We start from the raw sequence: 12,489 nt of genomic DNA, 5'->3' as shown, positions 1-12,489 counted from the left end.
GATATGGCGAAGATCAAGATCAAGCAGATCGGTTCGCCGATCCGTCGCCCCGAAGCCCAGAAGAAGATTCTGATCGGCCTGGGCCTTGGCAAGATGCACCGCGTGGTGGAGCTGGAAGATACCGCGGAAGTCCGCGGCGCGATCAAGAAGCTCCCCCATATGGTGGAAGTGGTCGACTAATATCCGTCATCCCGGCGAAGGCCGGGATCTCAGGCCGCTGGGCGGGCCCTCGATGGGGTTCCGCCCAGCCTCACGAGGCCCCAGCCTTCGCTGGGGCTGCGGCCCGGCCCTTTGGACCGGGCCTTGCGCGAACATAGCGAAAGCGAGTGCACAATGACCAAGCTTAACGAACTCAATGACAATGCCGGCGCCCGCAAGGGCCGGATGCGCGTGGGCCGTGGTATCGGTTCCGGCAAGGGCAAGACCGCCGGTCGCGGCCAGAAGGGCGCGAAGGCGCGTTCGGGCGTCAGCATCAACGGCTTCGAGGGTGGCCAGATGCCGCTCCACATGCGTCTGCCGAAGCGCGGCTTCAACAATATCTTCGCCAAGGATTTCGCGATCGTGAATCTGGGCGCGGTGCAGAAGGCGATCGACGCCGGCAAGCTGGACGCCAACGCGACCATCGACCATGCGGCGCTGAAGGCCGCTGCCCTCGCCCGTGGCGGTAGGGACGGCGTGCGCCTGCTCGCCAAGGGCGACCTGACCGCCAAGGTCAGCTTCCTGGTCGCGGGCGCGTCGAAGGGCGCGGTCGAAGCGGTCGAGAAGGCCGGCGGCAAGGTCGATGTGATCGCTGTCGTTCCGGCGGCTGAAAAGGCCAAGGCGAAGAAGGGCACCGCCCTTGCCGCGAAGAAGGCCGCTGCAAAGGCCTGATCCGGCCCGCCAAGTCTTGCAAGCATGACCCCGCTGCCCGATATGGGTCGGCGGGGTCATGTGCATCGGGAAACGCTGTTTGTCGCAGGAGCGGCAAATCCCGGTTCGACAGCGCCCCATGACCTCGCTAAGGGGTTAGCGATTCAGGCCGGAGCGTTACTCCGGCAAGATGTTTTGAAGGGCAGCCAAGATGGCATCGAGAGCCGACCAGCTCGCATCCAATCTCAGCCTGGCGAAGTTCAGCCAGGCGACCGACCTCAAGAAGCGCCTGTGGTTCACGCTGGGCGCGCTGATCGTCTTCCGCTTCCTGAGCTTCGTGCCGCTGCCGGGCGTCGATCCGACCGCGCTGTCGCAGCTTTACGCGCAGACCAATGGCGGCATCCTCGACATCTTCAACACCTTTTCGGGCGGATCGCTCTCCCGCATGAGCCTGATCGCTCTGGGGGTGATGCCCTATATCACCGCGTCCATCGTGGTGCAGCTTGCCGCCAGCCTCTCGCCGCAACTCGCGGCGATCAAGAAGGAAGGCGAAAGCGGCCGCAAGAAGCTCAATCAATACACCCGTTACGGCACGGTCGGCCTGACCGCCGTGCAGGGCTATTTCATCGCCGTGGGGCTGGAGAGCTTCGGCGCGCAATCGGGCGTGCAGGCGGTGGTCGACCCTGGCTATCTGTTCCGGGTCGCGGCGGTGGTCTCGCTGATCGGCGGGACTATGTTCCTGATGTGGCTGGGCGAACAGATCACATCGCGCGGGATCGGCAACGGCGTGTCGCTCATCATCATGGCGGGTATCGTCGCGCAATTGCCGGTGACGCTGAGCAACCTGTTCAAGTCGAGCAGCACGGGCGCGATTTCCGGCCTGGTGATCTTCCTGGTGATCGTGCTGGGCTTCGGCCTCATCGCCTTCATCTGCTTCATGGAGCGGGCGCAGCGCCGGGTGCTGATCCAATATCCCAAGCGCCAGACGCGGCAGGGCCTGATGCAGGCGGACCGCAGCCATCTGCCGCTGAAGGTCAATACCGCGGGCGTGATCCCGCCGATCTTCGCTTCGTCGCTGCTGCTGATGCCGCTCACCGTCTCGCAATTCGCCGGCCAGACCGTGGCGGGCGAGAGCAGGCTCGGCGATTTCGTGCTGACGCTGAACCAGTATCTGTCGCACGGCAGCCCGGTCTATATGGCGCTGTATGGCCTTGGCATCGTCTTCTTCTGCTTCTTCTACACCGCCGTGGTGTTCAATCCGGAAGAAACGGCCGACAATCTCAAGCGCAACGGCGGCTTCATTCCCGGCATCCGCCCGGGCAAGAACACCGAAAATTATCTGGATTATGTGCTGACGCGCATCACGGTGATCGGCGCGGCCTATCTGGCCTTCATCTGCCTGGTGCCGGAATTCGCCATCGCCCGGGCTGGCATTCCCTTCTACCTTGGTGGGACTAGCCTGTTGATCGTCGTCAATGTTACGGTCGACACCGTGACGCAGATCCAGAGCCACCTGCTCGCCCATCAATATGGGGATCTGATCAAGAAGGCGAAGCTGAAGGGGCGTCTGCGCTAACGCTGCGCGGCGCGGTTAAAAAGCGCGAAGAACAGGGGAGAATGCGCGACATGAATATCATTCTGCTCGGCCCTCCGGGCGCCGGCAAGGGAACGCAGGCGACGCGCCTGGTGGACAGCCGGGCCATGGTGCAACTGTCGACCGGCGACATGCTGCGCGCGGCGGTGAAGGCCGGGACGCCCATCGGCCTCAAGGCCAAGGCGGTGATGGAGGCCGGCGAACTGGTGTCCGACGAGATCGTCTCCGGCATCATCGGGGAGGCGCTGGACGCCCTGGCTCCGGAAACCGGCGTGATCTTCGACGGCTATCCCAGGACGGAGGCGCAGGCGCATTCGCTGGACGGCATATTGGCCGACCGCAATCGCTCGCTCGACCATGTGATCGAACTGGAAGTGGACGAGGACGCGCTGGTCGAGCGCATCACCGGCCGCTTCACCTGCGCGACCTGCGGCGAGGGCTATCACGACAAGTTCAAGACGCCAAAGGTCGAGGGCACCTGCGACAAATGCGGCGGCCATGAATTCAAGCGCCGTCCGGACGACAATGAGGAAACCGTGCGGACCCGCATGGCCGAATATCGCGCCAAGACCGCGCCGATCCTGCCAATCTACGAAGCGCGGGGCATCGTGTCGCGGGTCGACGGCATGGCCGACATGGACGATGTGACGGTCGCTATCGCCGCCATATTGGACGGCAAGGCCGCCTGAGCTAAGCTGGCCCTCCATTCGGGAGGGAATTTATGCGCAAGATCGTGGCTTTGGGATGGGCTGGCGCGGTGATGGCCGCACCGGCCCATTCTGCTGTTACCGCCAGCAGCGATGCCGGCTTTGCGGTGGAGAACAGCGTTCAGGTCGCCGCCGATGCCGCGACGGTCTATCGCCTTCTGAGCCAGCCCGGACGCTGGTGGAACGGTGCGCATAGCTATAGCGGCTCTGCCGCCAATCTCAGGCTGGAACCAGTGGCGGGCGGATGCTTCTGCGAAGCATTGCCGGGCGAAGAGGGACGGGTGGGCAGCGTCGAACATGCCCGTGTGATCCATGCCGCGCCTGATCGGCAATTGCGGCTGTCCGGCGCCCTTGGGCCGTTGCAGGCCGAAGCCGTGACCGGGACGCTGACTTTCGACATCGCCCCGTCCGGGAAGGGCGTGCGTATCGTCATGAGCTATGTGGTCGGCGGTTATATCCGCATGGGTGCGGCCAGGATCGCGCCGGTGGTGGACAAGGTGCTGGCGGAGCAACTGGCGGGATTGAAACGGGTGGCAGGAGGAGGATGCCGCTGGCCGAACCGGCCTGTGATGGGCGTTCCTGGGGTCCGCAGCCAGCGGCAAGAAATGGCCAATCCAAGACATTCCCCTCCCGCAGGTGGGAGGGGTTAGGGGTGGGCGCGACCCCGGACTTGATCCGGGGGAGCTTCCGGCTTAGCCGTTGCAAAACAACGCTGATGTCGCGCCAGCCCACCCCCTAACCCCCTCCCGCTTGCGGGAGGGGGAATGACGGGAATCCACCCAAATCCAGTCATCGACGGAAGCATGGCTTATATCGCTGCTTAACCACGATATTAACGGAATGATTGCTGTTTCTTTGCTATGGCGCGGTCATGCCGGGGCCGCGCCCTTCTTCCCGCCGATTGACGGAACTGGACGCCTTGCGGGGGTTGGGCGCGCTGTGCGTGCTGGTCTTCCATTATTCCACGCGCTTCCATGAACTGTTTCCGCAGGCGGCCCATGTGCCCTTCCGCTTTCTGGGCGGCAATTACCGGGTGCTGCTGTTCTTCGCCATTTCCGGCTTCGCGATCTTCTTCACGCTCGACCGCATCCGCACGACGGCCGATTTCCTGGTCAACCGTTTCGCGCGGCTCTATCCCGCCTATCTCGTCGCGATGCTCCTGACGCTGGGCATCGAATCCCTGGCGCGGGTTTCCCAACTGCTGATCGGGCCGGCGGCGATTCTGGCCAACGTCACCATGCTGCAGGGCTTCGCCTTCCTGCCGGAGGTGGACGGCGCCTATTGGACGCTGACGGTGGAGATCGCCTTTTACGCCTGCATGCTGTCGATCTGGAAGTGCACGGGGCTAAGGCGGCTGGAACTCTTGCTGCTGGGCTGGCTGGCCGCGCGCTGGCTCTATGCGCTGTGGCCGGGCATGCCGGAAAGGATCGTGATGCTGCTGGTGCTGCGCTATGTGCCTTTCTTCATCATCGGCATATTGTCCTATCGCGTCTGGGCAGGGCAGCGAAGCTGGCGCCAGCAGGCGTCCCATGCCGCGCTCGCGCTGCTGTCGGTCGCGACGATCGACAGCCCGGACATGCTGCTGGCCGGCGTCCTGCTGCTGGCGACGTTCGTGGCGCTGGTCGCCGGGCGGCTGCGTTTCCTCAGCTTTCGTCCGCTCGTCTGGATGGGCGGGATCAGCTATTCCTTCTACCTCATCCACCAGCATGTCGGCTTCGTCGTCATGCTGAAGATGGCGGAGGCGGGGTACAGTCCCTGGACGGGGTTCGCGGCGGCATTCGCCGTGGCGCTGGTTTTGGGCACGCTGATCAACCGGCTGGTCGAGCGGCCCGCCGGGGAAGCGATATTGCGCTGGTGGCGGAATCGGGGAAGGTCCGCGCCCGGCGAAGGGGCGCCGAGCCAAGCCTGACCGCTCTCCCCACCCAGGCCATTCACAACCAATTCAAGCAGCCCGCGTTATGCATGGCATGGATGCAGGATGAAGGAGAAAGGCGATGGCCTGGACCGGACGGAGGTTCCTCGCGGCGATCGGCCTTGCCGGTGCGCTGGCCCTGGGCGGCTGTGCTTATGACGATGGCTATTATGGCGGCGTGAGCGTGGGCAGCGGCTATTATGGCGGCGGCTATTATGACGATTATTGGGGTCCGGGCTATTATCGTCCCGGCTATTATGGCGGCTGGTATGACGGCTACTACTATCCCGGCAGCGGCTATTATGTGTACAATCGCAGCGGCCATCGCCAACGTTGGAGCGAAGGCCAGCGCCGCTATTGGGAAGGACGCCGGGAGGCCCGCCGCGATGACGGCCGGCGCGGCAACTGGAACAATGGCGCACCGCGTCAGGGCTGGCGGGAGCGTTCCGGCGGCGACGGCAATCGGTGGAGCGGCAATTGGCGGAATGCCCGACAGGGCAATCCCGCTGCGGGCGCGCAGGCGCCCCGGCCAGGAAGGGGACAAGGGGATATGACGACGCCACGGGCGGAACGCAATTGGGGGACGCCGCGCACCCGATCCGACGGCGCCGCGCGTTCCGGCGGCGGCGGCCGCTCCGGCCGTGAGGGCTGGCGGGGTCGGCGCGACTGATGCGGCTTGGGTCCAGCGCGGTTCTCGCCCTGCTCCTGCTTGCGGCCTGCGACGGCCGGGAGGAGAGCGCGATCGACAATCTGGCCAATGGCGCCAATGCGGCGCAGGTCGAAAATAATTTCCGGGCGGAGGCGCAGGCGGTGCTGGAGCCGCTGAACCCGCCGGCGCCCGGCATGCCCGGCGGCCTGCCGGTCGACCCGCAGCCAGTGGTGGAGGAAGGCTCCATCGATCCCAAGGGCGCGCAGGGCGCCGCCCAGGTGGTGCAGGGCTATTACGGCCTGCTGGAGGAAAAGCGCTATAATGACGCGCAGGATCTGTGGAACGACAACAGCGCCATGGGGGCGGAAGACGATGCGCGCTTCGCCGCCCGTTTTCGCGGATTCAGCGAGATTCATGCCCAGTTGGGCGCGCCCGGCGCGATCGAGGGGGCCGCGGGATCGCTGTTCGTGACGGTGCCGGTGCAGGTCTATGGTCGCCTGGCCGCGAACGGCAAGCCCTGGTATCGGCTGCGGCAGGTGACGTTGCGCCGGGCCAATGATGTGCCCGGCTCCAGCGAGGCGGACCGCCGCTGGCATATAGAGAGCATCGGCCCCTATGCGCCGCCGACTGAGGAAGCGGCGGAGACGGCGGGCAACGCCATCTCCGCCACGGATAGTCTTCTTAAGAAATAGTCGCCTTCACGATCTTGCCGGGGGTCTTGGGCGGCTCGCCCTTGGGCAGGGCGTCGACATGTTCCATGCCGGAGGTGACTTCGCCCCAGACGGTGTACTGGCCATCCAGGAAGGTGGCGTCGTCGAAGCAGATGAAGAACTGGCTGTTGGCGCTGTTCGGGTTCATGGCGCGGGCCATGGAACAGACGCCCCGGACATGCGGCTCGCGGCTGAATTCGGCCTTCAGGTCGGGCAGCTTCGACCCGCCCATGCCGGTGCCGGTCGGGTCGCCGCCCTGCGCCATGAAGCCGGGGATGACGCGGTGGAACACGACGCCGTCGTAGAAGCCGTCCTTGGCAAGCTGGGTGATGCGCTCGACATGGCCGGGGGCCAGGTCGGGACGCAGCTTGATGACGACGTCGCCGCCGCTGTCGAGGGAAAGGGTCAGGGTGTCGTCGGCCATGAAAAATCCTCTCTTCGGGGAAAATTGGGGTGATGGACCATATAGAGCGTTGAGACGGGGATGGAAGCCATTGCAATTGTGACGGGCATGGGCAAAAGCAGCGAAATGCTACAGGAACCGGACAGTAGGGGACGCGATGAGCGAACGAGCCGATACGGCCGAACCCCGGCCGGACGAACTGGGCGATATCGCCGCTGAACAGGCCGAATCCCGCCATGACGAGGATGACCGGCTGAAGGGCGAATTCGTCTCCGCCGTGCTGGACGCGGTGGAGGCGGACGACCGCGACCGCGCGCGCGAACTGGTCTCGCCGCTGCACCCCGCCGACATAGCCGACCTTCTGGAACTCACCCCCTCCGAACGGCGCGGGCAGGTGGCGGCGGCGCTGGGCGACCTGGTCGGCGCGGAGGTTCTGTCCGAACTCAACGATTATGTCCGTGACGACCTGCTCGACGCGCTGCTGCCCGAACAGGTGGCTGAGTTCGCCGCCGAACTGGACACTGACGACGCCGTCGCCATCATCGAGGATATGGAGGAGGCCGACCAGCAGGCCGTCCTCGACGCGATGGAGCCGGAGGACCGCGCCGCCATCGAAAGCGCGCTCTCCTATCCGGAGGAATCCGCCGGTCGCCTGATGCAGCGCGACCTGGTCGCGGTGCCGGAACATATGACGGTCGGTCAGGTGATCGACTATCTGCGCGACAATCGCGACCTGACGACCGATTTCTGGGAAATCTTCGTCGTCGACGAGGCGCATAAGCCGATCGGCACCTGCCAGTTGAGCTGGGTGCTGACCTGCCCGCGCAGCGTCGCCATGGCCGACCTGATGAAGCGCGAACAGACGCTGATCCCGGTCGACATGGACCAGGAAGAAGTGGCGCTGCGCTTCCAGAAATATGCGCTGATCTCCGCTGCGGTGGTGGACGGCAGCGGGCGGCTGGTCGGCATGATCACGGTCGACGACATCGTCCACATCATCTCCGAGGAAGCGGGCGAGGATATCCTCCGCCTGTCCGGCGCGGGCGAGGGCGACATCAACCAGCCGATCCTGGAAACGGTGCGCACCCGCCTCCAATGGCTGGTGGTCAACCTCGGCACCGCGATCCTGGCGGCGTCGGTGGTCGGGCTGTTCCAGTCGACCATCTCCCAATATGTCGTGCTGGCGGTGCTGATGCCCATTGTGTCGGGCATGGGCGGCAATGCGGGGACGCAGACCATGGCGGTCGCGGTGCGCGCCCTCGCCACCAACCAGCTCACCAGTTCCAACACCATCCGCCAGATCGCGCGCGAATTCCGCATCGCCAGCGCCAACGGCACAGCGCTCGGCATATTGATCGGCGTCGCGGTGGGGCTGATCTACGGCAATCACGACCTGGGCATCGTCATCGCGCTCGCCATGCTGATCAACAATCTGGTGGCGGGGCTGGCGGGCATATTGGTGCCGGTGACGCTGGACCGGATGAATGTCGATCCGGCCGTATCCTCGGCTGTGTTCGTGACGGCGATGACGGACGTGATGGGCTTCTTCTCCTTCCTCGGCCTTGCCACGGTCTGGGGTTTGTAATCGGCCAGCCAGCGCCCATCTTCCTGCCATGCCGCTGCACCTCACCAAGATCGCCTTTCGGAGCGAAAGTCCCGCGACGCTCCGCGCCTGGCTGGAAAGCCATGCGGAGGAGGCGCGGCTGACCACGCGCTACCTGCCCAAGCGGGTCGAGGAACTGGCGGGTGGTTCGCTGTTCTGGATTCACGGGCACCAGCTTGTCGGGCGCAGTCCATTGCTGGGCTTTCAGGAAACCGGGCAGGGCCGTTACTGGATCAGGCTGGAACCCCGGCTGATCCCGGTGCGCGCATTGCCCAAGCGGGCGCATCAGGGCTGGCGCTATCTGGAAGGCAAGGACGCGCCGCCTGATCTGGGGTCGAGCGAAGCGAACGATCTGGACGCCATGCCGACGCGGTTGCTGGGGGAATTGTCGAAGCTGGGGTTATTGTAGGATATCTCGGTGACTTTCAGGCGAGCCCCTTCACCTGCTCTCCAATCTCCCGCAGTTCCGCGACGAAGCGCTTTCTCTCCTCCATCTTGCGAGCCTCATCCGGCACCCTCAGCAAATAGCTGGGATGCACCGTGATCCAGCCCTGCGCGCCGCTCTCCAGCGCGATGGGCGCGCCGCGGACGCGGCTGATCGTCAGCGCCTTCCCCAGCAGCGCCCGCCCCGCCGTGGCGCCGAGCGCGACGATAATCCGGGGCCGGACCAGCTCCAGCTCCTGCGTCAGCCACCAGCGGCAGGCCTGGATTTCCGGCGTTTCGGGCGTCTGGTGGATGCGCCTCTTGCCGCGCCGCTCATGCTTGAAATGCTTGACGGCGTTGGTGATGTAGGCGCGCCTGCGGTCGATCCCCGCCTCCTCCAGCGCATAGTCGAACAATTGCCCGGCCGGCCCGACAAAGGGGCGCCCGGCCAGATCCTCCTGATCGCCGGGCTGTTCCCCGATGAACATCAGCGGGGCGTCGACCGGCCCTTCTCCGAACACCGTCTGGGTCGTGTCGCGGTAGAGCGGGCAGCGGGTGCAACCCATCGCCTCCTCCCGCAGCGCGCTCCAGGCCGCCGCGGCGTTCCCCTGCCGGGCGGAAGGCCTGGGCGGCGTCGCGATCATGGCCGCCTCCCGTGACTGGGCGCCTGCCACAAGCTCCGGGATGAGCGCGGCTTCGGGCAGGTTGCGCCAATATTTCCGGGGCATTTCGGACAGCATCGCGCCGACCTTGAGCCGCGCCGGATTGAAGATCGCCGCATAATAGCCCTTCCAGATGTCCTCGACCGGGTCTTGCGCGGGCGCATCCCGGCGGGTGGCGCCCGGTCCTTCGGTCAACGCATCGCCGTCCCAATGGATGCTGAGTTCCGGCGTCAGGATCGACCAGCGCATCGAGGCAAAGCGGCGCGCGAAGAATCCGGCATTGGCGCGGACGATATGATGGTCCGGCTCGAACCAGGCGACGAAGCGAGGCCCCTCCGCATCGGCCAGTTCGCGGAACCGGACGAAGGCGCGCATCTTGTGCATGTCGCGCCGCACCGCCTTGGCCAGGGCCTCCACCCGGCGGACCAGCGGGTCGGCGCGATCCTCCAGGCTGGCGGGGCGGTCGCGCACTTGAACGAGCAGGGCGTAGAGCAGGGCGAAACGCTCCGCATCGCGGTGCAGGATTGCCTTTTCCGCCAGTTCGACAAAGGCGCGCGGGACGGAAAAGGCGACCTCGCCTACGGGCGGAGGCGCTTCGTCCGCCGCGAAGAGATCGCCTTCATCCCCTGTCTGCCAGAGGATGTCGGCTGGCTTCGTGCCGGCGAGGGCGAAGGCGCGCGCGGCCACGCGCCAACCGTCGAAATCATCCGGTCCGTTCAGCCGCGCGCGATGCATGGACCCTAATCATTCGCCTCGGCGCGCTGCAATTCGGCCGGTTTGCGCTGGGCGAACCGGGCGGCCAGCTTCTGCTCCTCCTCCGCAGTCAGTTCCTTCGCCGCGTCGGGGAACATCTCCTCCTCTTCCTCCTCGATATGGTGGAGGTAGCGCTTCTTCATCTGGGCGAAGACGCGGTTCCATTCATCGCCATTGAAGGGCAGGCCTTCCAGTTCCTCAAGATAATCGTCGATCTCCTTATGCTCCGACACGCTGTGCTGGGCGTCTTCGCGCAGGTCGGGCCGCGCCAGCATGGTGGCGTAGAGCGTTTCCTCCTCCGCCGCCGCATGGGCCGTCACCTCCACCCGGAACTGTTCGAACAGCTTTTCCAGCCGATCCGGCTCCGCCTGCGCATCGGCCATCTTGTCGAACAATTGCCGATGGGCGTCATGATCCTGCTTCAATCGGTCGAAAATGCTGGCGTCGGCCATGGGGCATGCTCCTTCTCTTGCGGAAGGAACAACGATGGACCGGGCCTTTGGGTTCAGCCGAACAGGGCGTGAAAAATGATCGCGACGGGAATCCAGAGCAGCCCGCCGCCAATGCTGGCGCCCCAGAGCTGCACCAGATCGCGGCGGAAGCGAAGGTCGAGGCTGTGCGCGGGCAGCCCGCTGCTGTCGAGCAACTCCCAGCGGCGCTCCAGCCCCCGCGCCGCGACGGCAAAGCCGCCGATCGCCACGATGATGCCCAGATGCAGCAGCAGCGACCCGCCCATCTTGGCGACGATGAAGATCTGAAGCAGGCAGAAGACGACCAGGGCGACGGCCAGATGGGTGCTCATCCGCTGGGCATGGCCCGTGCGGCGGGTCGCGCCATCGTTCCACTTCGTCGCCAAAAATCCGGCCCTTTCCTTGCGTCGGACAAGGAAAACATGAACCGCCCGTCCGATCAACGGCAAAATGCGCGCGACTCACGGAAAAAGCTCATATTGCGAGGCGGGCGGGTGCGTGATGTGCAGGGTCAGCCGGTCGGCCAGATGCACCGGGCGCCAGTCGGCCGCGACCAGGAAGGGGCGCAGCTTGGCGACGCTCCGCGTCAGCCGGGCGACATCGTCCAGCCGCAGCCGCCGGTGGCGGCGGCTGGCGACGATCCGGTCCACCGCCTTCACCCCCAGTCCCGGCACCCGCAGCAACGCCTCGCGCGGGGCGCGGTTGACGTCGACCGGAAAGCAATCCCGGTGCCGCAGCGCCCAGGCGAGCTTGGGATCGATGTCGAGCGGCAGGCAGCCGGTGGCGGGATCGGCGGCGCTTTCCAGCTCCTGCGCCGAATAGCCGTAGAAGCGCATCATCCAGTCCGATTGATAGAGCCGGTGTTCGCGCATCAGCGGCGGACGCTTCAAGGGCAGCACGCTGCTGGGCGAGGGGATGGGCGAGAAGGCGCTGTAATAGACCCGCCGCAGCCTGTGCCGGCTGTAGAGCGCACTGGCCCGCCGGATGATGGCGCGGTCGTCCGCCTGGTCCGCGCCGACGATCATCTGGGTGGACTGGCCGGCCGGGGCGAAGCGCGGCGCATGGGCGTAGCGGCGACTGGCGTCCGACCCATCCTCTATGGCGTCGCGCATGCCCGCCATGGCGCTTTCGATCCGCTGCCCGTCCTTTTCCGGCGCCAGCCTGCGCAGGCCCTGCTCGGTCGGCAGTTCGACGTTGATCGACAGCCGGTCGGCATAAAGGCCCGCATGGCGCGCCAGTTCCGGATCGGCGTCGGGAATGGTCTTGAGGTGGATATAGCCGCGAAAATCATGCTCCTCGCGCAGGCTGCGGGCGACGGCCACCAACTGTTCCATCGTGTAGTCGGACGACCGGATGATGCCGGAGGAGAGGAACAGCCCCTCAATATAGTTGCGGCGATAGAAGCTGAGCGTCAGGTCGACCACTTCCCGCACGGTGAAGCGGGCGCGCCGCACATCGCTCGACCGGCGGTTGACGCAATAATGGCAGTCGAAGATGCAGCTGTTGGTCAGCAGGATCTTGAGCAGCGAAATGCAGCGGCCGTCGGGCGCATAGGCATGGCATATGCCCATGCCCTCGGTCGAGCCGATGCCGCCCTTCCGGCCCGAGGCGCTGTCGCGCTTCGCCGTGCCCGACGAGGCGCAGGACGCGTCATATTTGGCGGCGTCGGCCAGGATTTCCAGCTTCTGTCGGGTGGTGAGGGCGGTCATGATTGTTCATCATATGTTCCTCACCCGCCCCTGTCCATAATCTCG

Annotated in this window: 14 protein-coding genes and 1 pseudogene; 10 read left to right on the top strand and 5 right to left on the bottom strand. The window is 65.5% G+C overall.

Translation table 11 applies throughout. The features are described 5' to 3' along the window. Nucleotides 1-3 precede the first annotated feature (3 nt). The 8 genes and pseudogenes from rpmD (at nucleotide 4) to L286_RS36295 (ending at nucleotide 6,403) form a co-directional block, all read left to right on the top strand. Nucleotides 4-180, top strand: a complete 177-nt coding sequence (gene rpmD / locus L286_RS36330; protein WP_013039177.1) for a 50S ribosomal protein L30 — start codon at nucleotides 4-6, stop codon at nucleotides 178-180. A 153-nt stretch (nucleotides 181-333) separates the two neighbouring features. After that, nucleotides 334-870, top strand: coding sequence for a 50S ribosomal protein L15 (rplO, locus tag L286_RS36325; protein ID WP_020820647.1), 537 nt, complete (start codon nucleotides 334-336; stop codon nucleotides 868-870). A gap of 190 nt (nucleotides 871-1,060) precedes the next feature. After that, nucleotides 1,061-2,425 (top strand): preprotein translocase subunit SecY, encoded by a 1,365-nt coding sequence (gene secY, locus L286_RS36320; protein WP_007686557.1) that lies wholly within the window; start codon nucleotides 1,061-1,063, stop codon nucleotides 2,423-2,425. A gap of 50 nt (nucleotides 2,426-2,475) precedes the next feature. Continuing rightward, entirely contained in the window at nucleotides 2,476-3,132 is a 657-nt protein-coding gene (locus tag L286_RS36315) for an adenylate kinase (RefSeq protein ID WP_021223485.1), read from the top strand. Between the two features lie 32 nt (nucleotides 3,133-3,164). Next, nucleotides 3,165-3,720 (top strand): annotated as a pseudogene (locus L286_RS36310) (SRPBCC family protein). A gap of 301 nt (nucleotides 3,721-4,021) precedes the next feature. Then, on the top strand, nucleotides 4,022-5,059 hold the full coding sequence (locus L286_RS36305; RefSeq protein ID WP_020819376.1) for an acyltransferase family protein: 1,038 nt from the start codon (nucleotides 4,022-4,024) through the stop codon (nucleotides 5,057-5,059). An 85-nt stretch (nucleotides 5,060-5,144) separates the two neighbouring features. Next, nucleotides 5,145-5,732 carry a hypothetical protein gene (locus L286_RS36300; protein WP_020819375.1) on the top strand — a complete coding sequence of 196 codons (588 nt, stop codon included), beginning with the start codon at nucleotides 5,145-5,147 and terminating at the stop codon, nucleotides 5,730-5,732. Then, nucleotides 5,732-6,403: a hypothetical protein gene (locus L286_RS36295; RefSeq protein ID WP_020819374.1), complete on the top strand. Its 672-nt coding sequence runs from the start codon at nucleotides 5,732-5,734 to the stop codon at nucleotides 6,401-6,403. Before L286_RS36300 ends, L286_RS36295 begins: the two co-directional genes overlap by 1 nt. Here L286_RS36295 and L286_RS36290 read toward each other — a convergent pair. After that, a complete protein-coding gene (locus L286_RS36290; protein WP_013039184.1) occupies nucleotides 6,393-6,845 on the bottom strand; it encodes a peptidylprolyl isomerase in 453 nt (150 codons plus the stop codon). The genes L286_RS36295 and L286_RS36290 overlap by 11 nt on opposite strands. Before the next feature lie 136 nt (nucleotides 6,846-6,981). On the opposite strand from L286_RS36290, the gene mgtE reads away from it, so the two are divergent. Both mgtE and L286_RS36280 read left to right on the top strand, forming a co-directional pair. Beyond that, on the top strand, nucleotides 6,982-8,409 hold the full coding sequence (mgtE, locus tag L286_RS36285) for a magnesium transporter (protein WP_020819373.1): 1,428 nt from the start codon (nucleotides 6,982-6,984) through the stop codon (nucleotides 8,407-8,409). 28 nt (nucleotides 8,410-8,437) lie between these two features. Further along, nucleotides 8,438-8,836, top strand: coding sequence for a DUF1489 family protein (locus L286_RS36280; RefSeq protein ID WP_020819372.1), 399 nt, complete (start codon nucleotides 8,438-8,440; stop codon nucleotides 8,834-8,836). Nucleotides 8,837-8,852: 16 nt separating this feature from the next. Here the strand turns inward: L286_RS36280 and L286_RS36275 are convergent, their stop codons facing one another. The 4 genes from L286_RS36275 to L286_RS36260 all read right to left on the bottom strand — a co-directional run bounded on the left by L286_RS36275 (nucleotide 8,853) and on the right by L286_RS36260 (nucleotide 12,444). After that, on the bottom strand, nucleotides 8,853-10,247 hold the full coding sequence (locus tag L286_RS36275; protein WP_020819371.1) for a UdgX family uracil-DNA binding protein: 1,395 nt from the start codon (nucleotides 10,245-10,247) through the stop codon (nucleotides 8,853-8,855). 5 nt (nucleotides 10,248-10,252) lie between these two features. Next, on the bottom strand, nucleotides 10,253-10,717 hold the full coding sequence (locus L286_RS36270) for a hemerythrin domain-containing protein (protein WP_007686537.1): 465 nt from the start codon (nucleotides 10,715-10,717) through the stop codon (nucleotides 10,253-10,255). A gap of 53 nt (nucleotides 10,718-10,770) precedes the next feature. Continuing rightward, entirely contained in the window at nucleotides 10,771-11,121 is a 351-nt protein-coding gene (locus tag L286_RS36265; RefSeq protein WP_007686535.1) for a hypothetical protein, read from the bottom strand. Between the two features lie 75 nt (nucleotides 11,122-11,196). Next, the gene (locus L286_RS36260; RefSeq protein ID WP_020819370.1) at nucleotides 11,197-12,444 is read right to left on the bottom strand and encodes a putative DNA modification/repair radical SAM protein; all 1,248 of its coding nucleotides are present in this window, start codon (nucleotides 12,442-12,444) and stop codon (nucleotides 11,197-11,199) included. Nucleotides 12,445-12,489 lie beyond the last annotated feature (45 nt).

Origin of the sequence: Sphingobium sp. HDIP04, assembly GCF_000445085.1 — a bacterium.
Taxonomy (GTDB): Bacteria; Pseudomonadota; Alphaproteobacteria; order Sphingomonadales; family Sphingomonadaceae; genus Sphingobium; species Sphingobium indicum.
Note: the sequence above shows the minus strand (reverse complement) of the source record. Positions and strands in the feature narration are given on the sequence as shown.